We start from the raw sequence: 18,018 nt of genomic DNA on the forward strand, positions 1-18,018 counted from the left end.
ACAAGTACGATGACGGGCGATCAGACCGTGACCGGGATCTGGCGTCTGCTAGTGATTGAGGGATCACATGTCGTCCTACTTCAGCGACCTGGCCCAGCAGTACATCGACGGTGAGTGGCGCCCGGGCACCGGTTCCTGGGATGTCATCGACTTCAACCCGTACGACGACGAGAAGCTGGCCTCGATCACCGTGGCCACGGTCGACGAGGTCGACCAGGCCTACCAGGCCGCCGCGCGCGCCCAGAAGCAGTGGGCGGCGACCAACCCGTACTCCCGGCGCGCGGTCTTCGAGCGGGCGCTGCGGCTGATCGAGGAGCGCGAGCAGGAGATAGCCGACCTGATCATCGCGGAACTCGGCGGCACGCGCGTGAAGGCCGGCTTCGAGCTGCACCTCGCCAAGGAGTTCCTGCGCGAGTCGGTCCATCTGGCGCTGCGCCCCGAGGGGAAGATCCTGCCCTCGCCGACCGACGGCAAGGAGAACCGCGTCTACCGGGTGCCGGTCGGCGTGGTGGGCGTGATCAGCCCCTTCAACTTCCCGTTCCTGCTGTCGATCAAGTCGGTCGCCCCGGCCCTCGCCCTGGGCAACGCCGTGGTGCTCAAGCCGCACCAGAACACCCCGATCGCCGGCGGCACCCTCCTCGCCAAGATCTTCGAGGACGCCGGTCTGCCCGGCGGCCTGCTCAACGTGGTCGTCACCGACATCGCCGAGATCGGCGACGCGTTCATCGAGCACCCGGTCCCCAAGGTCATCTCCTTCACCGGCTCCGACAAGGTCGGCCGGCACGTCGCCACCGTCTGTGCCGCCAACTTCAAGCGCTCGGTGCTGGAACTGGGCGGCAACAGCGCGCTGGTCGTCCTGGACGACGCCGACCTCGACTACGCGGTGGACGCCGCGGTCTTCAGCCGGTACGTCCACCAGGGCCAGGTCTGCATGGCCGCGAACCGGGTGCTCGTCGACCGCTCGGTCGCCGACGAGTTCACCGAGAAGTTCGTCGCCAAGGTCCGCTCCCTCAAGGTCGGCGACCCGCGCGACCCGCAGACCGTCATCGGCCCGGTCATCAACTCCGCGCAGGCGGGCGCGCTCACGGGCGCGGTCGAGCAGGCGCTCGCCGAGGGCGCCACAGCCCTGGTGCAGGGCACCACCACCGGCAACCTGGTCGAGCCCAGCGTGCTCACCGGCCTGCCGGCGGACTCCGCCCTGCTGCGCCAGGAGGTCTTCGGCCCGGTCGTCTTCCTGGTGCCCTTCGACGGCGAGGAGGAGGCGGTCCGCATCGTCAACGACACCCCGTACGGCCTCAGCGGCGCCGTCCACACCGGGGACATCGAGCGCGGTGTCGCCTTCGCCAAGCAGATCGACACCGGCATGTTCCACGTGAACGACGGCACGGTGCACGACGAGCCGCTCGTCCCGTTCGGCGGTGAGAAGCACTCCGGCATCGGCCGCCTGAACGGCGAGACCACCCTGGATGCCTTCACCACCGTCAAGTGGATCTCGGTGCAGCACGGCCGCAGCGGCTTCCCGTTCTGACCTCTTCCCACTGATCTCGCCGATCTCGCTGATCCCTTTCCGCGCCTTTTCGCGCGCCGGGCCCTTGCGGACAGAACCTGACCGCAAGGGCCCGTAGTTTCGTCGGTGTCAGGGAAACAAGGGGCCCGAGGAGAGGCGGCCGGTCATGGTCACACACGTAGCGGCGGAGGCACGGGGCGACGAGCGCGGGGCGCTGCTGGCCTTCCTGGAGGAGCAGCGCGGGGGGATCCGCCGGGCGCTGCTCGGGCTGACCGAGGAGCAGGCCCGCTCCCGCCCCAGCGCCAGCGAGCTTTCCCTGGGCGGCCTGCTCAAGCACGTCGCCGAGACCGAGCAGGGCTGGCTGGCACGGGCCCGGCAGGAGCCGCCGGCCATCCCGCGCGACCAGTCGAACTGGCACGAGACCTTCCAGCTGATCGGAGACGAGACGGTCGCCTCCCAGCTCGCGTACTGGGAGGAGGTCGCCGCCGGGACGGAGAAGTACGTCCGCGCCGCGCCCAGCCTGGACGACACCTTCCCGCTGCCGCCGGACCCCTGGTTCCCGCCGGAGGGCCGGGTCTCGCTGCGCTGGCTGTGCCTGCACCTGATCCGCGAGACGGCCCGGCACGCCGGCCACGCCGACATCATCCGCGAGTCGCTGGACGGCAAGACCGCGTTCGAGCTGGTGGCCCTGGAACAGCAGGGCGGCTGACCGGAGTTCGGACGGCCGGCGCCCGCGGGGCGCCGGCCGGTCCGGACACGGCCTAGTGGTGGAAGCTGGTCGCCGCCGCCTTGTCCCGGGTCTGCGGGTGCGGCTGCCGGCGCAGTTCGGGCAGCAGACGGGTCAGGTCGTCGACGAAGAGGTCGGCGAGGTCGTGGGAGAAGCCGTTGCGGCACACGATCCGCACCACGGACAGGTCCTCCCGGTTCGGCGGGAAGGTGTAGGCGGGCACCAGCCAGCCGCACTCGCGCAGCCGCCGCGAGACGTCGAAGACGTCGTACGACTCGACGCCCGGCGCGGTCGTGAAGGCGAACACCGGAAGCTCGTCGCCCCGGGTCAGCAGCCGGAAGTCGCCGAGCGCCTCGATCCGGTCCGCCAGCGCGGTCGCCACGTCCCGCGTGGTCTGCTGCACCGCCCGGTAGCCCTCGCGGCCCAGCCGCAGGAACGTGTAGTACTGCGCCACCACCTGGGCGCCCGGCCGGGAGAAGTTGAGCGCGAAGGTGGGCATGTCACCGCCCAGGTAGTTCACCCGGAAGACCAGCTCCTCGGGCAGCGACTCCCGGTCGCGCCACAGCGCCCAGCCGACGCCCGGGTACACCAGGCCGTACTTGTGCCCCGAGGTGTTGATCGACGCCACGCGCGGCAGCCGGAAGTCCCACACCAGGTCCTCGTCGAGGAAGGGCGCCACCATCCCGCCGGACGCCCCGTCCACGTGCACGGGCACGTCGAGGCCGGTGCGCTCCTGGAGGGCGTCGAGGGCCGCGCACAGGTCCGCGATCGGCTCGTACGACCCGTCGAAGGTCGAGCCGAGGATGCCGACGGCCCCGATGGTGTTCTCGTCGCACAGCTCGGCCGCCGCCTGCGGGTCGAGGTGGTAGCGGTCGCCCTCCATCGGGACCAGCCGGGCCTCCACCTCCCAGAAGTTGCAGAACTTCTCCCAGCAGACCTGCACGTTGACGCCCATGACCAGGTTCGGGCGGGCTGCCGGGTAGCGGTCCGCGTTGCGCTTCGCCCAGCGCCGCTTCAGCGCCATCCCGGCGAGCATGCACGCCTCGCTCGACCCCGTCGTCGAACAGCCCACGGCGGCGGACGGGTCGGGCGCGTTCCACAGGTCGGCGAGCATCGCCACACAGCGCCGCTCCAGTTCGGCGGTGCGCGGGTACTCGTCCTTGTCGATCATGTTCTTGTCGCGGCACTCCGCCATCAGGTCCCCGGCCTGCGGCTCCATCCAGGTGGTCACGAAGGTGGCCAGGTTCAGCCGGGAGTTGCCGTCCAGCATCAGCTCGTCGTGCACGAGCTGCGCCGCCGTGGTGGGCGGCAGGGGCGATTCGGGCAGCCGGTGCTTGGGCGGGGCCTCGGTCATCTCGGCGACCGGGTTCGCCTGCCCGAAGAACGGGTTGACCGACATCGGCCGCTCGTCCTTCTTCTCGGGGCCTTCGTGCAGAGCCATGAACATGCCTCCAGACGGGGAGTGAGGATCAGCGGACCGGTGTGCCGTCCTCGCGCAGCTGCATCTGAGGCCGCCCGGTGACCAGCAGCCAGGCGGGCAGCGAAGCGATGCACAGCAGGGCGATGATCGCCGGTGAGGCCACCAGGACGGCGGCCGTGAACAGGCTCACCCAGCCCTGCCGGGTGATGGCCAGGAGAATGCCCAGCACCGCCGTCGCCACACCGAGGCCGGGCGGGACGGCGGGAACCAGCGCGTGGGCGCACAGACCCAGGGTGGTGCCGACGAAGACGCCGGGGAAGATACGGCCGCCGCGGAAGCCGCTGGAGGCCGCCACCAGCAGCGCGGCCAGCTTCACGACGGCCATCACGGCGAACTGGCCCGCCGACCAGCCGGTGGGGTCGTGCGCCAGCTCCGACACCTCGGCCAGCCCCTTGAAGAGCGTCAGATGGCCGCCCAGGGCCGCCAGCAGCCCGAGGACGGCGCCGCCGGCCGGGAGCATCAGCATCGGGTGGCGCAGCCGCTGGAAGGCGGCGTGGACGTACGGGAAGACCGCCACGGCGCACAGACCGAGCAGGGCGGCCGCCGGGGCGATCACCACGGCCGCCAGCAGGTCCTGCCAGTGCGGGGCCCCCAGGGCGGGCAGGCCGAGGTCGAAGGAGGGACGGAAGAGCAGGCTGGTGGTCATGGCCCCGACCGCGGCCGCCGTCAGCGGCGCGAACAGGTTGTCCCACAGCATCCCCCGTATCGGCCGCCCGGCCAGTGCCTCGGAGATGACCAGCGCCGCCGCGACCGGCGTGCCGAACAGTGCCCCGATCGTCCCCGCCTCGGCCAGCATCGGCCACAGGGCGCCCGGCGCGCGGCGCATCCAGCGGCTGCCCAGCCAGGCCGCGAGACTCACGTTCACGGCGATGATGGGGTTCTCCGGGCCGAGGCTCGGCCCGCCGGCCAGCATCAGGGCGGTGGCCAGCACCAGTCCGGGCAGCACCAGCGGCGGCAGCGCGGGGGCGTCCAGACCGGTGGTGGCGGGGTCGGGCCCGGCGTGCCCGGGGGCCTTCCAGACCACCAGGCCGACGGCGATGCCGGTCGCCACGAGCATGACGAACATCCACAGCACCGAGTACGGGCCCACGCCCAGCGCGTCGGGCAGCGGCCCCCACAGCACGTGCTGGAGCTGCTCGGCCGCCGAGCTCACGCCGATGTACAGCAGGCTCGCGCCCACGCCCACGGCGACCGCGGGCAGCACCAGCGGCAGCAGCGCCCGGGCCGGGGTCGCCGGGCGGGTCGTGCGAGCCTGCTGCTCGGTGTCCTGGGCCACGGGCTCACCATAAGCGGACAGAACATGACGAACATCCTGAAACGGATGCGGCTTGCACCTCACGTGGCGTGAGGCCTCACCGTGGACGGCGTACCGACGTCACCGACGACAAGGAGCGAGAGGTGAGCTACCTGGTGGGACAGGTCGCGGGGTTCGCCGGCGTCACGGTGCGCACCCTGCACCACTACGACGAGATCGGGCTGCTCGTACCGGGTGAGCGCACCCACGCCGGCCACCGGCGCTACACCGAGGCGGACCTCGACCGGCTCCAGCAGATCCTGTTCTACCGCGAGCTCGGCTTCCCGCTCGACGAGGTCGCGGCCCTGCTCGACGACCCGGACGCGGACCCGCGCGCGCACCTGCGCCGCCAGCACGACCTGCTGACCGCCCGGATCGAGAAGCTGCAGAAGATGGCCGCGGCCGTGGAACACGCCATGGAGGCACGCACGATGGGCATCGACCTCACCCCCGAGGAGCGGTTCGAGGTCTTCGGGGAGAACGACCCGGAGAAGTACGCCGAGGAGACCGAGCGGCGCTGGGGCGGCACCGAGCCGTACGCGGAGTCGCAGCGCCGCGCCGCCCGCTACACCAAGGACGACTGGAAGCGCATGAAGGCCGAGAGCGACGAGTGGACCGCGCGCTACGTCGCCCTGATGACCGCCGGCGGCCGGCCGTCCGGCGACGCGGCCATGGACCTGGCCGAGGAGCACCGCCTGCACATCGGCAAGTGGTTCTACGAGTGCCCGCACGCCCTGCACCGCTGCCTGGGCAGCATGTACGTCGCCGACGAGCGCTTCAAGGCGTTCTACGACTCCACCCGGCCCGGGTTCGCCGACCACCTGAGCGAGGCGATCGCCGCGAACGCCGACCGGCACTCCGCGTGACCCCTGGCCCGGGGGCTACTCCCGGGCCAGGACCACCGCGGTCCCGTACGCGCACACCTCCGTGCCCACGTCCGCCGCCTCGGTCACGTCGAACCGGAACATCAGCACGCCGTTGGCCCCCCGCGCGCGTGCCTGCTCCACCAGGCGCTCCATGGCCTGGTTGCGGGTCTGCACGAGCGTCTTGGTGAGCCCCTTCAGCTCGCCGCCGATCATCGACTTCAGCCCGGCGCCGATCTGGCTGCCGATGTGCCGGGAGCGCACGGTGAGCCCGAACACCTCGCCCAGCACCTGCTGGACCCGGTAGCCGGGCACGTCGTTCGTCGTCACGACCAGCACGTCCGGCTGGGGCCCCTGGCCGCCGCCGTAGTCATCGATTTGCCCGAGTCGTCGCACAGTGCATCCTGGAGTCGCCGGTGGAACCTGGGGCGGTCACCTCACGTTGATAGCTTTGTGCGGCCGTCCCCCAGACGCCGTAGCCGCCTCTTCCCCTCAGGAGCCCGGACCCGTGATGACACTCGCCCTCGGCCCGAGCTGGCTCGATCCCAACTACCTGCTCGACACCTACAGCATCTGGGGTCTGCTGCTCATCGTCTTCGCCGAGTCCGGCCTGCTCATCGGCTTCTTCCTGCCGGGCGACTCGCTGCTGTTCACCTGCGGCCTGCTGATCACCGGCAACAAGCTGGACTTCCCGCTGTGGGGCGCGATCGCCCTGATCTGCCTCGCCGCGGTCCTGGGCGACCAGGCGGGCTACATGTTCGGCAAGAAGGTCGGCCCGTCGCTGTTCAACCGGCCGGACTCCCGCCTGTTCAAGCAGGAGAACGTCACCAAGGCGCACGAGTTCTTCGAGAAGTACGGCCCGAAGTCCCTGGTCCTGGCCCGCTTCGTGCCCATCGTGCGCACCTTCACGCCGATCATCGCCGGCGTCAGCGGCATGAAGTACCGCTCCTTCGTGGTCTTCAACGTGATCGGCGGCGTCCTGTGGGGAGCCGGTGTCACCCTGCTCGGCTCCTGGCTCGGCAAGCACGACTTCGTCAAGAACAACATCGAGGCGATCCTCATCCTGATCGTCCTGGTGTCGGTGGTCCCGATCGCGATCGAGTTCCTCCGCGCGCGCGGCAAGGCCAGGAAGGAGGCCGCGGCCGGCCTGCCCGAGCAGCAGGCGGACCCCGGGCAGTTCCGGCCCCCGCACCAGTCCGGGCCGGTCATGGACGACGCCACCACCCGCCTGCGCCGCATCGAGCCCGAGCAGCCCCAGCCGCAGCCGCAGTACCAGCCCCGGCAGCAGCCTCAGCCGCAGCAGTACCAGGAGCCCCAGCAGGAGCAGGGCTACTGGGACCAGGACGGCTACGACGACCGCTCCTACGACCAGCAGCGTTACCCGCAGCAGCAGCACGCCCAGCAGCAGTACGGCCGGCCCCGGTACGACCAGCAGCGGCCCGCCCCGCAGCAGCACTACGGGCAGCCCGGGTACGACCAGCAGGGCTATGACCAGCAGGGCTATGACCAGCAGAGCTATGACCAGCAGGGCTACGACCAGCAGCAGTACCCGTACGGCCACCGCGACCGCTGAGCGGCCGGGCGGTCAGAAGCCGCGCGTACGCTTCGCGGCCCGGCGCTTGCCGGCGGAGCCGATCCGCAGGGTCAGCCGGGAGATCTCCGAACCCAGGTTGACCCCGATCGCGATGGCCATGGCCAGGGACGCCGCGTTCGCCAGCGACACCAGGCCCTTGTCGACCTGGTTCTGCGCCATGTTCAGCAGTCCGAAGTAGGTGGCGGAACCCGGCAGCAGGGGCCCGATCGCCGCCGTCGTGTACGGCAGCGCCGAGGCGAACCGGTAGCGGGACAGCAACTGCCCGAACAGCCCGACGAGGCCCGCCGCCACGGCCGTGGACGCCACCGGCGAGATGCCGCCCGCGACATGCATCGCGCCGTACACCGACCACGCGACCCCGCCGTTGAGCGTCACCCACACCACCGTGGACCGCTCCTGCTGGAGCAGCACCGCGAAGGTCAGCGACAGCAGCATGGAGGCCACGATCTGCACCACCGGCCGCTGCGAGACGATCAGCGCCGCGTCCGGGTTCAGCTGGCCGCCCACCTTCACGCCGAAGTACAGGACGATCAGCACGCCGGTGACGATGCCGACGAAGAAGTACATGACCTCCAGCAGCCGGGCCGACGCGGTGATGTAGAACCCCGTCAGCCCGTCCTGCACGCCCGCCACCAGGGCCCGCCCGGGCAGCAGCGCGAACAGACCACCGGTGACCACGGCGGACCCGGCCACACCCACGTGCGCCAGCGCGAACGCCACCCCGATCGCCGCGGGCGGCATGGCGGCCACCGTGAACTGGTAGAACTCAGGCAGCCCGCGCCCCGCGCACAACCACGCCAGCCGGTCGCCCAGCATCGCGCCCAGCGCGGCCGCCACGAACACGAGCACGTCACCGCCGACCAGCACCGAGGCCGCACCCGCGAGCAGCCCGCTCGCCAGGGTCAGCGCCCAGCCGGGGTACGGGTGCCGGTTGCGGCGGATCTCCGCCAGCCGCCGGTAGGCCTCCTCCAGGGAGACATGGGTCTCCGCGTCGGTCAGGTCGTCCACCAGCCGGAACACGGCCGCCAGCCGGGTGTAGTCGGTACCCCGCCGCCGTACCGTCCGTGACGCCGTGACCGGGTCGTCCACCAGGGACGGCTGGTGGGAGATCGACAGCAGCGTGAAGGTGACGTTCGGCTCGCAGCGGTCCAGGCCGTAGGACCGGCACACCGCGAACATCGCGGCCTCCACGTCCTCCGCGCCCTCACCGCCCGCCAGCAGCAGTTCCCCGATACGCAGCGTCAGGTCGAGCACGCGCGGGATCGCGGGCCCGCCCTCCTCGGCCCGCTGCACGGGCTCGGGCGCCGGCCGCTCGGTCACCGGCATGCGCAGCATCGTGCGCATCCGGTCCTGCCAGGGCGCGTCCTTGATCAGGCTGACCGCCGGGACGCCCGTCGCCGGCGTGAACGCGACCGGGGCGTCCTGGGCGCTGTAGGTGCTCGGCAGACTGAACGCCGACCCCTCCGCCTCCGCGGCCGCCGGCGGCTGCCGCGTCTGCAGACCCGACGGCACCGCGAACTCGGACGTGGTCTCCGGCTCACCGCCGCCCCTGGACACCTCCAGGCCCGCGGGGATGGCGAACTCGGACGTGATCTCCGGGTCGTAGGTGGTCCGCGCCTCGTCCGACCGCGGCTTCCTGTCCTCCGCCTGCATCACCTCGTACCGCTCCCTGAACGACGCCTTCCGTCAGCCTCAGTATGCGCACCGGTACGCACACGGGCCGCGCCCACCCCCGAGAGGGTGACCGCGGCCCGTGGCAGGCAAACCGGCCGGTCAGTGACCGCCCGTCTCCTTGAGGCGCTTGTAGGAACGCTCGATCTCCAGCTCCGCGTCCACGCGGCCGACCCAGTTGGCACCCTCGACCGACTTGCCGGGCTCCAGGTCCTTGTACACCTCGAAGAAGTGCTGGATCTCCAGGCGGTCGAACTCCGACACGTGGTGGATGTCGCGCAGGTGCTCCACCCGCGGGTCGGTGGCCGGCACGCACAGCAGCTTGTCGTCGCCGCCCGCCTCGTCCGTCATCCGGAACATGCCGATCGCACGGCACTTGATCAGACAGCCCGGGAAGGTCGGCTCGTCCAGGATGACCAGCGCGTCCAGCGGGTCGCCGTCCTCGCCGAGGGTGTTCTCGACGAAGCCGTAGTCGGTCGGGTAGGCGGTCGAGGTGAAGAGGCGACGGTCCAGGCGGATCCGACCGGTCTCGTGGTCCACCTCGTACTTGTTCCGCGAACCCTTCGGGATCTCGATCGTGACGTCGAACTCCACCGGTGGCTCCTCCATGATCAGCACATAGTTCTGGTGATTAAGTGTCCCTCACGCAGGTGTGTGATCGCGAAAGGGGCTGGTGGTCGTGCCAGAGGTGAGACCTTGGCGAGCCGCGAAGCCGCATGTGGTGCGGATCGCGAACGCCGTACGACCGCGTCTGGCGCGTGCGGCGGCGGCCGCGAAGCCGCGGGTCACGCGGCTGACGAAGGCGGTACGACCCGGGCCGGACCGCCCTTCCCGCACGCGGAACGTCCGGACTTGGCAGTACAGCGCGGGCGCCGCCACCGCCGGGCTGGCACTGGCCGCCGGTGTGGTGACCGCCGCCGGTCCCTGGGACGCCAACGGTCAGCGTACGGCCGAACGCGACCGGGCCGCCGCCCTGGAGCGGTCAGGTGGCGCAGATCACGGCTCCTCCGGCACCACCTCCGGGGCGCCCCGGCCCGCCCCCAGCGCCGCGGCCGTCCTCGCGAGCCTGGGCGGCGGCGCGGACACCGTCAGCACCAAGAAGGCCCCGCCCGGCCAGAAGGCCCTCGCGGACGTCCTGAAGCCGCTCCTGAACGCCCCCGCGCTCGGCGGCACCCACACCGCGTCCGTCGTGGACATCGGCACCGGCAGGCGGCTCTACGGCTCCGGCGCCGGCAAGGCGCTCACCCCCGCCTCCACCACCAAGATCGCCACCGCTGTCGCCGCGCTGTCCGCCCTCGGCCCCGACCACCGCCTCACCACCCGCACCGCCCTCGAACCCGGCACCGGGGAACTCGTCCTCGTCGGCGGCGGCGATCCCACCCTCACCGCCCACCGGAAGGCCGACGGCTGGGCGAGCCTGCGGACGCTCGCCACCGGCACCGCCGAGGCACTGAAGAAGCGCGGCATCCACGAGGTCACGCTCTCCTACGACACCACGCTCTACTCCGGCCCCGCCCTGCACCGCATCGGCGTCAACGAGAACCTCGCCCCCGTCAGCGCCCTGACCGTGGACGAGGGCCGCACGAACGGATCGAGCAGCGGCCCGGTCACCCGCGTCGGAGACCCGGCGGCGGACGCGGCGCACAAGTTCGCCGGCTTCCTCAACGACGCCGGCGTCAAGACCTCGGCCCCCGGCCCCTCCAAGGCCGGTGGCACCGCCGACACCCTCGCCACCGTCTCCTCACCCCCGCTGTCCGCCCTGGTCGAGCGCATGCTGACCAACAGCGACAACGACATCGCCGAGGCCCTGGCCCGCCACACCGCCCTGGCGAGCGGCGGCACCGCGAGCTTCGCGGGCGGCGCCGAGGCCGTCGCCGCCCGGCTCGGCAAGCTCGGCCTGCCCCTGTCCGGCACCGCCTTCCACGACGGCAGCGGCCTCGACCGCGACGACCGGCTCACGGCCGACCTCCTCACCGCCCTGCTGGTCAAGGCCGGCGATCCGGCGGACCCCGGCCTGCGCCCGGTCCTCACCGGCCTCCCCGTCGCCGGCTTCACCGGCACCCTCGCGGCCCGCTACACCAACGGCGCCGCGGGCGTCGTACGCGCCAAGACCGGCACCCTGACCGGCGTGAACACGCTGGCCGGCACGGTCGTCGACAAGGACGGCCGGCTCCTCGCCTTCGCCTTCCTGGCCTCCGGCACCACCAACCCGCCCGAGGCGCAGGCGGCCCTGGACGCGACGGCCACGGCGCTGGCCGGGTGCGGCTGCGGGTGACCCCGGGGCCGCGCGACCCGGCCGGCCCCGCCCCGCGCACGGCCTGCCCCAAGCGGTGACGCTCACGTACCGTTGACGCATGACGAGCTTCGGTGGCACCGCATCTCCCGGGATGGTCGACTGGAACCTCGCGGTGGCGACCGCGACACGGCTCGTACGACCGGGCCCCGAGGTCAGCCGCGACGAGGCCCGCTCCGTCGTCGCGGAGCTGCGCCGGCACGCCAAGGCCTCGGAGGAGCACGTCCGGGGCTTCACCCGGCTCGGCACCGACGAGGCCCACGACACCCCGGTCCTCGTCGTCGACCGCCCGGGCTGGGTGCGGGCCAACGTCGCCGGCTTCCGGGAACTCCTCAAGCCGCTCCTGGAGAAGATGCAGGAACGTCGCGGCAGCAGCCCGGGCAACGCCGTCCTCGGCACCGTCGGCGGCAAGGTCACCGGCGTCGAACTCGGCATGCTGCTCTCGTTCCTGTCCTCCCGCGTCCTCGGGCAGTACGAGACCTTCGCCCCCTCCACCCGCGACCTCCCGGCGGGCGAGAACGGCGGCGGCCGCCTGCTCCTCGTCGCCCCCAACATCGTCCACGTGGAGCGCGAACTCGACGTCGAGCCGCACGACTTCCGGCTCTGGGTGTGCCTCCACGAGGAGACCCACCGCACCCAGTTCACCGCCGTGCCCTGGCTCCGCGACCACCTCGAGGGTGAAATCCAGTCTTTCTTGGCCGAGACCGACGTCGACCCGATGACCGTCCTCGAACGCGTCAGGGACGCCGCCCAGTCCCTCGCCGGCGGGCGCCCCGAGGGCGAGGAGGACGACGGCGGACGCTCGTTCGTCGAACTCGTGCAGACCCCGGCGCAGCGCGAGATCCTCGGCCGCCTCACCGCCGTCATGTCCCTGCTCGAAGGCCACGCCGACTTCGTCATGGACGGCGTGGGACCCCAGGTCGTGCCGTCCGTCGCCGAGATCCGCGAGAAGTTCCAGCAGCGCCGCGCCAAGGGCGCCTCCCGTCTCGACCTCGCGCTGCGCAAACTGCTGGGCCTGGACGCCAAACTGAGGCAGTACCGGGACGGCGAACGCTTCGTACGGGGCGTCGTCGACCAGGTCGGCATGGACGGCTTCAACCGCGTGTGGACCTCACCCAACACCCTGCCCACCAAGGCCGAGATCGCCGATCCGGCGGGCTGGGTCGCCCGCGTGCACCGCAAGGCGGAGTCGTGAACCGGTGAGCACGTCGTGAAAGGAATCCGGCCGACGGCAGGCGAACGCCCCTCCAATCACCCGTCCGAGGGACCGTGAGCCATGGGTAGGCGTGCAATGCTCGGGGAACGGCCCGCTTCTGTCACCATCTACACACTCTGAGTGACCGGACTCGGGCTCGCCCCCCGACAACTTCATGAAGGGAACCGGACATGGGTCCCCATCCTGCGGTCGCAGCGATACGCCTGGCGGTTCGCCGCGTCCTCCACGACCTCCTCACCGACCACAGCCGAACACCCGAGAAAGCGGCGGCGGCCACCGCGGCCCCCGAAGGCGCCCGCGCGCCGGGCCGCGCCGAGCGCCCCTCCCCGCTCGTCCTCGTCGCGTGCTCCGGCGGCGCCGACTCCATGGCGCTCGCCTCGGCCCTCGCCTTCGAAGCCCCCAAGCTCGGCATCCGCGCCGGCGGCGTCACCGTCGACCACGGCCTCCAGCCCGGCTCCGGCCTGCGCGCCGACGAAGTCGTCCTCAGGCTGCGCCAACTCGGCCTCGACCCGGTCGAGTCCATCGCCGTCACGGTGGGCCGCGAGGGCGGGCCCGAAGCCGCCGCCCGCGACGCCCGCTACACGGCCCTCGACGACGCCGCCTTCCGCCACGGCGCCGACGCGATCCTGCTCGGCCACACCCGCGACGACCAGGCCGAGACCGTCCTGCTGGGCCTCGCCCGCGGCTCCGGCATCCGCTCCCTGTCCGGCATGGCCGCGGTCTCGGGGGCCGACGGCCGTTACCGGCGCCCCTTCCTCCACCTCGACCGGCAGACCGCCCGCAAGGCCTGCATGGTCCAGTCCCTGCCCGTCTGGGACGACCCGCACAACGCCGACCCCGCCTACACCCGCTCCCGGCTGCGGCACGAGGGCCTGCCCGCCCTGGAGAAGGCCCTCGGCAAAGGCGTCGTGGAAGCCCTGGCGCGCACCGCCCAGCTCTCCCGCGACGACGCGGACGCCCTCGACGCCTGGGCCAGCCAGGCCGAGGCCTCCGTACGCGACGCCGCAGGACTGCTGGAGTGCGCCAAGCTTTACGCCCTGCCGCCCGCCGTACGCCGCCGCATCCTGCGCCGCGCCGCCATCGAGGCGGGCGCACCGGCCGGCTCGCTCTTCGCCCGCCACATCGAGGAAGTCGACCGGCTGATCACCGGCTGGCGCGGCCAGAAGGCCATCAATCTTCCGGGCAAAGTCGTCGCCCAGCGCCAGGGTGGCAGACTGGTGATTCGGCAGGGCTGAATCCCGACCTCCCGGAGCGACACTCCGGCGGCCGGTCCGGGAAGCCGGAGGCCGTAAGTGCGGGACGACCGAAAGTGATGCGGGTGGACGCGAAAGACATGGGTGCCGACCTCCAGCAGGTGCTCATCACCAAGGAAGAGATCGACGCGAAGCTGGCAGAGCTGGCCGCGAAGATCGACGCGGAATACGCGGGCAAGGACCTGCTCATCGTCGGCGTGCTCAAGGGCGCCGTGATGGTCATGGCGGACCTCGCCCGGTCGCTGTCCACCCCCGTCACCATGGACTGGATGGCCGTGTCCTCCTACGGCGCGGGCACCCAGTCCTCCGGTGTCGTCCGGATCCTCAAGGACCTCGACACCGACATCAAGGGCAAGCACGTCCTGATCGTCGAGGACATCATCGACTCCGGGCTGACCCTGTCCTGGCTGATCAACAACCTCGGGTCCCGCGAGCCCGCCACCCTCAAGGTGTGCACGCTGCTGCGCAAGCCCGACGCCGCCAAGGTCGCCATCGACGTCGAGTGGGTCGGGTTCGACATCCCGAACGAGTTCGTCGTGGGCTACGGCCTCGACTACGCCGAGAAGTACCGCAACCTGCCGTTCGTGGGTACGCTCGCGCCCCACGTCTACGGCGGCTGACCGGCGGCTGCGCCCCCAGGGCCAGCCCCTGTAAGACGATCGGGAACCCCAGCGGGTTTCACGGCGTTGGAGCATGCAGAGACGGGAATGCCGGCCGTCGATGCCGCTCCGTGCGGCTTCGGGCAACAATGCTGGGGTACCGTCAGAAGAACTGTCTTATCAAACTCACTATGGCAGGAGGGACGGGGCGACTCCGCTCCGTATGGATGGACGTGAAGCGATACTTCCGTGGGCCGGTCATGTGGATCGTGCTGGCCGTCCTTGCCGTGGTCGTGTTGATGCAGGTCGTCGGCTCGTCCGGCGGCTACAAGACGGTGGACACCGGCCAGGTCGTGGCGGCGATCAACGACAACAAGGTCGAGTCGGCCAAACTCACCACCGGTGACGAGCAGACCATCAAGGTCACGCTCAAGGACGGTGTGAAGGTCGAAGACAGCTCGAAGATCCAGGCGAGCTACATCGGCGACCAGGGCGTGACCATCGCCAACACGCTGCAGGCCAAGTTCCAGGACAAGCAGATCCCCGACGGCTACACGGTGTCGCCGTCGAAGCAGAACCCGTTCGTCGGCGTGCTGCTCTCGCTGCTGCCCTTCGTTCTGATCGTGGTCGTCTTCCTGTTCCTGATGAACCAGATGCAGGGCGGCGGCAGCCGGGTCATGAACTTCGGCAAGTCCAAGGCCAAGCTCATCACCAAGGACACCCCGAAGACCACCTTCTCCGACGTCGCCGGCTGCGACGAGGCCGTCGAGGAGCTCCACGAGATCAAGGAGTTCCTCCAGGAACCGGCCAAGTTCCAGGCCGTCGGCGCCAAGATCCCCAAGGGCGTGCTCCTCTACGGCCGCCCGGGTACGGGCAAGACGCTCCTCGCGCGCGCCGTCGCCGGCGAGGCGGGCGTCCCCTTCTACTCGATCTCCGGTTCCGACTTCGTCGAGATGTTCGTCGGTGTCGGTGCCTCCCGTGTCCGTGACCTGTTCGAGCAGGCCAAGGCGAACGCCCCGGCGATCGTCTTCGTGGACGAGATCGACGCGGTCGGCCGCCACCGCGGCGCCGGCCTCGGCGGCGGTCACGACGAGCGCGAGCAGACCCTGAACCAGCTCCTCGTCGAGATGGACGGCTTCGACGTGAAGGGCGGCGTGATCCTCATCGCCGCCACGAACCGGCCCGACATCCTCGACCCGGCGCTGCTGCGCCCCGGCCGCTTCGACCGCCAGATCGCGGTCGACCCGCCGGACCTGCAGGGCCGCATGGAGATCCTCAAGGTCCACCAGAAGGGCAAGCCGGTCGCGTCCGACGTCGACCTGGCCGCCGTCGCCCGCCGCACTCCCGGCATGACCGGCGCCGACCTCGCCAACGTGCTCAACGAGGCCGCGCTGCTCACCGCCCGCAGCGACCAGAAGCTGATCGACAACAAGGCTCTGGACGAGGCGATCGACCGCGTGGTGGCGGGCCCGCAGAAGCGGACCCGGATCATGTCGGACAAGGAGAAGAAGATCACCGCGTACCACGAGGGCGGCCACGCCCTGGTCGCGGCGGCCTCCCCGAACTCCGACCCGGTGCACAAGATCACGATCCTCTCCCGCGGTCGCGCCCTCGGCTACACGATGGTGCTCCCGGACGAGGACAAGTACTCGACCACCCGCAACGAGATGCTCGACCAGCTCGCCTACATGCTGGGCGGCCGTGCGGCGGAGGAACTGGTCTTCCACGACCCGACCACCGGCGCCGCCAACGACATCGAGAAGGCCACCAATCTGGCCCGCGCGATGGTCACGCAGTACGGCATGACCGAGCGGCTCGGCGCCATCAAGTTCGGCGGCGACAACAGCGAGCCCTTCCTCGGACGTGAGATGGCTCACCAGCGCGACTACTCGGAAGAGATCGCCGCCCTGGTGGACGAAGAGGTCAAGAAGTTCATCGAGACCGCTCACAACGAGGCCTGGGAGATCCTGGTCGAGAACCGCGACGTGCTGGACAACCTCGTCCTGGCTCTCCTGGAGAAGGAGACCCTGGGCAAGGAGGAGATCGCCGAGATCTTCGCCGGGATCCACAAGCGCCCGCCGCGGCCCGCCTGGACCGGCTCGTCCCGCCGTACGCCCTCCACCCGCCCGCCGGTGCTCTCCCCCAAGGAGCTCGCACTGACCAACGGCGCGAACGGGTCCACGGCGGCGATCAGCACGGCCAAGTCCACGGCCTCCGAGTCCGCCCCGGTGACGGAGCAGACCGTGGAGGACCGCCCGGAGAGCTGACCTCGTCCCGGCCGACAGGGCCGGAATGAATGCCGCGCCCCCCAGGTTTTAGCCTGGGGGGCGCGGCATTTCGTTATGCCCGCGGGCAAGACGTACAGGAACGAGGCATCAGATGACCGACCCCGTGACGCTGGCCGGCGACGGCTTCATCGGCGAGTTCGATGAGAAGCGAGCCGAGAACGCCGTACGCGAACTCCTGATCGCGGTGGGCGAGGACCCGGACCGCGAGGGGCTGCGGGACACGCCGGCGCGGGTGGCGCGGGCCTATCGGGAGCTCCTGGCCGGGCTGTGGCAGGAACCCGAGGACGTGCTGACGACGACCTTCGATCTGGGCCACGACGAGATGGTCCTGGTGAAGGACATCGAGATCGTGTCGCTGTGCGAACACCATCTCCTGCCGTTCCACGGCGTGGCCCACGTCGGCTACATTCCCGCGGAGACCGGCAAGATCACCGGCCTGTCGAAGCTGGCCCGCCTCGTCGAGGTGTTCGCCCGCCGTCCGCAGGTGCAGGAACGGCTCACCACCCAGATCGCGGATTCTCTCGTCCGGATCCTGGAGGCGCGTGGCGCGATCGTCGTCATCGAGGCCGAGCACATGTGCATGTCGGTGCGGGGCATCCGCAAGCCCGGCGCCAAGACGACCACCTCGGCGGTGCGGGGCCAACTGCGCGACGCCACCACCCGCGCCGAGGCGATGAGCCTGATACTGGCGCGCTGACCCCGGCTGGGCGGGGCCGGCGGTCAGGCCGCCGGTTCCGCGCCCGCGTGGTTGTTCTGGTCGTCGTCCTCGGGGAGGCGGCAGACCCGCTCCAGGAACAGGGCCGCCGCTATCACGCCGATGCCCGCCAGGACCGAGAAGCCCGCGTAGATGGCCTGGTCCCGGCGGGTTGGGATGTCGAGCAGTTCCAGCAGGAAGACGCCCGTGCCGCCGTACATGCCGGCGACCAGGGCGGCCACCAGGGCGCTGGCCTGGCCGAAGACGACGGCGCGGGCGGCCATCAGGGGGTCGACGCCCTTCGCGCCGGGGCGGCGCTCGCGCTGGGCCTTGAAGCGGGCGCGCAGCGAGAGCGCCGTGGAGAGCAGGACCACCGCGATCAGCGCGAGGACGATGGGGGCGGCCAGGGGGACGCTCGGGAGGGTCCCGACCGAGTTCCAGAGGCGGGCGCCCGCCCAGGACAGGACGCCGGCCACGACGAACACGCCTACCAGCACCCTGATGCGCAGCTCTCTCACGGTGTCCCTTCAGCTCCCCCG

Annotated in this window: 16 protein-coding genes; 10 read left to right on the forward strand and 6 right to left on the reverse strand. The window is 71.1% G+C overall.

Annotated features, from left to right (window positions below; translation table 11 throughout):
- Positions 1–67 precede the first annotated feature (67 nt).
- The gene (locus tag PV343_RS13900; RefSeq protein WP_319147189.1) at positions 68–1,528 is read left to right on the forward strand and encodes an aldehyde dehydrogenase family protein; all 1,461 of its coding nucleotides are present in this window, start codon (positions 68–70) and stop codon (positions 1,526–1,528) included.
- 145 nt (positions 1,529–1,673) lie between these two features.
- Positions 1,674–2,216, forward strand: a complete 543-nt coding sequence (locus tag PV343_RS13905; protein ID WP_319147190.1) for a DinB family protein — start codon at positions 1,674–1,676, stop codon at positions 2,214–2,216.
- Positions 2,217–2,268: 52 nt separating this feature from the next.
- On the opposite strand, the gene PV343_RS13910 is transcribed toward PV343_RS13905, so the two are convergent.
- Positions 2,269–3,675, reverse strand: a complete 1,407-nt coding sequence (locus PV343_RS13910; RefSeq protein WP_319147191.1) for a glutamate decarboxylase — start codon at positions 3,673–3,675, stop codon at positions 2,269–2,271.
- A gap of 28 nt (positions 3,676–3,703) precedes the next feature.
- Positions 3,704–4,990 carry an ion channel protein gene (locus tag PV343_RS13915; RefSeq protein WP_319147192.1) on the reverse strand — a complete coding sequence of 429 codons (1,287 nt, stop codon included), beginning with the start codon at positions 4,988–4,990 and terminating at the stop codon, positions 3,704–3,706.
- A 122-nt stretch (positions 4,991–5,112) separates the two neighbouring features.
- Here PV343_RS13915 and PV343_RS13920 point away from each other — a divergent pair, with 122 nt between their 5' ends.
- On the forward strand, positions 5,113–5,874 hold the full coding sequence (locus PV343_RS13920) for a MerR family transcriptional regulator (protein WP_319147193.1): 762 nt from the start codon (positions 5,113–5,115) through the stop codon (positions 5,872–5,874).
- A gap of 15 nt (positions 5,875–5,889) precedes the next feature.
- Here the strand turns inward: PV343_RS13920 and PV343_RS13925 are convergent, their stop codons facing one another.
- On the reverse strand, positions 5,890–6,267 hold the full coding sequence (locus tag PV343_RS13925; RefSeq protein ID WP_319147194.1) for a YbjQ family protein: 378 nt from the start codon (positions 6,265–6,267) through the stop codon (positions 5,890–5,892).
- A gap of 112 nt (positions 6,268–6,379) precedes the next feature.
- Here PV343_RS13925 and PV343_RS13930 point away from each other — a divergent pair, with 112 nt between their 5' ends.
- Positions 6,380–7,444 (forward strand): DedA family protein, encoded by a 1,065-nt coding sequence (locus PV343_RS13930; protein ID WP_319147195.1) that lies wholly within the window; start codon positions 6,380–6,382, stop codon positions 7,442–7,444.
- A 12-nt stretch (positions 7,445–7,456) separates the two neighbouring features.
- Here PV343_RS13930 and PV343_RS13935 read toward each other — a convergent pair whose 3' ends face one another.
- Both PV343_RS13935 and PV343_RS13940 read right to left on the reverse strand, forming a co-directional pair.
- Complete coding sequence (locus PV343_RS13935; protein WP_319147196.1) at positions 7,457–9,121, reverse strand: threonine/serine ThrE exporter family protein; 1,665 nt, start codon at positions 9,119–9,121, stop codon at positions 7,457–7,459.
- A 117-nt stretch (positions 9,122–9,238) separates the two neighbouring features.
- A complete protein-coding gene (locus PV343_RS13940; RefSeq protein ID WP_319147254.1) occupies positions 9,239–9,730 on the reverse strand; it encodes an inorganic diphosphatase in 492 nt (163 codons plus the stop codon).
- A gap of 79 nt (positions 9,731–9,809) precedes the next feature.
- Between PV343_RS13940 and dacB the strand changes: the two genes are divergently transcribed.
- The 6 genes from dacB (at position 9,810) to folE (ending at position 17,482) form a co-directional block, all read left to right on the forward strand.
- Positions 9,810–11,411 (forward strand): D-alanyl-D-alanine carboxypeptidase/D-alanyl-D-alanine-endopeptidase, encoded by a 1,602-nt coding sequence (gene dacB, locus PV343_RS13945; RefSeq protein WP_319147197.1) that lies wholly within the window; start codon positions 9,810–9,812, stop codon positions 11,409–11,411.
- A 79-nt stretch (positions 11,412–11,490) separates the two neighbouring features.
- Positions 11,491–12,624 carry a zinc-dependent metalloprotease gene (locus PV343_RS13950; RefSeq protein WP_319147198.1) on the forward strand — a complete coding sequence of 378 codons (1,134 nt, stop codon included), beginning with the start codon at positions 11,491–11,493 and terminating at the stop codon, positions 12,622–12,624.
- A 191-nt stretch (positions 12,625–12,815) separates the two neighbouring features.
- Entirely contained in the window at positions 12,816–13,880 is a 1,065-nt protein-coding gene (gene tilS / locus PV343_RS13955) for a tRNA lysidine(34) synthetase TilS (protein ID WP_319147199.1), read from the forward strand.
- Between the two features lie 77 nt (positions 13,881–13,957).
- Positions 13,958–14,518, forward strand: a complete 561-nt coding sequence (hpt, locus tag PV343_RS13960; protein WP_043476152.1) for a hypoxanthine phosphoribosyltransferase — start codon at positions 13,958–13,960, stop codon at positions 14,516–14,518.
- Positions 14,519–14,724: 206 nt separating this feature from the next.
- The gene (gene ftsH / locus PV343_RS13965; protein ID WP_319147200.1) at positions 14,725–16,764 is read left to right on the forward strand and encodes an ATP-dependent zinc metalloprotease FtsH; all 2,040 of its coding nucleotides are present in this window, start codon (positions 14,725–14,727) and stop codon (positions 16,762–16,764) included.
- A gap of 112 nt (positions 16,765–16,876) precedes the next feature.
- Complete coding sequence (gene folE, locus PV343_RS13970; protein ID WP_020941408.1) at positions 16,877–17,482, forward strand: GTP cyclohydrolase I FolE; 606 nt, start codon at positions 16,877–16,879, stop codon at positions 17,480–17,482.
- 23 nt (positions 17,483–17,505) lie between these two features.
- Here the strand turns inward: folE and PV343_RS13975 are convergent, their stop codons facing one another.
- A complete protein-coding gene (locus tag PV343_RS13975) occupies positions 17,506–17,997 on the reverse strand; it encodes a DUF3180 domain-containing protein (protein WP_133924528.1) in 492 nt (163 codons plus the stop codon).
- Between the last annotated feature and the right edge of the window lie 21 nt (positions 17,998–18,018).

Origin of the sequence: Streptomyces sp. WI03-4A, assembly GCF_033792105.1 — a bacterium.
GTDB lineage: Bacteria > Actinomycetota > Actinomycetes > Streptomycetales > Streptomycetaceae > Streptomyces > Streptomyces collinus_A.

Excerpts from the sequence above, each read along its gene's own strand:
- tilS (WP_319147199.1), top strand. The coding sequence starts at position 12,816 with ATGGGTCCCCATCCTGCGGTCGCAGCGATACGCCTGGCGGTTCGCCGC.
- PV343_RS13910 (WP_319147191.1), bottom strand. The coding sequence starts at position 3,675 with ATGGCTCTGCACGAAGGCCCCGAGAAGAAGGACGAGCGGCCGATGTCG.
- PV343_RS13900 (WP_319147189.1), top strand. The coding sequence starts at position 68 with ATGTCGTCCTACTTCAGCGACCTGGCCCAGCAGTACATCGACGGTGAG.
- PV343_RS13950 (WP_319147198.1), top strand. The coding sequence starts at position 11,491 with ATGACGAGCTTCGGTGGCACCGCATCTCCCGGGATGGTCGACTGGAAC.
- ftsH (WP_319147200.1), top strand. The coding sequence starts at position 14,725 with ATGGACGTGAAGCGATACTTCCGTGGGCCGGTCATGTGGATCGTGCTG.
- hpt (WP_043476152.1), top strand. The coding sequence starts at position 13,958 with ATGCGGGTGGACGCGAAAGACATGGGTGCCGACCTCCAGCAGGTGCTC.
- folE (WP_020941408.1), top strand. The coding sequence starts at position 16,877 with ATGACCGACCCCGTGACGCTGGCCGGCGACGGCTTCATCGGCGAGTTC.
- PV343_RS13905 (WP_319147190.1), top strand. The coding sequence starts at position 1,674 with ATGGTCACACACGTAGCGGCGGAGGCACGGGGCGACGAGCGCGGGGCG.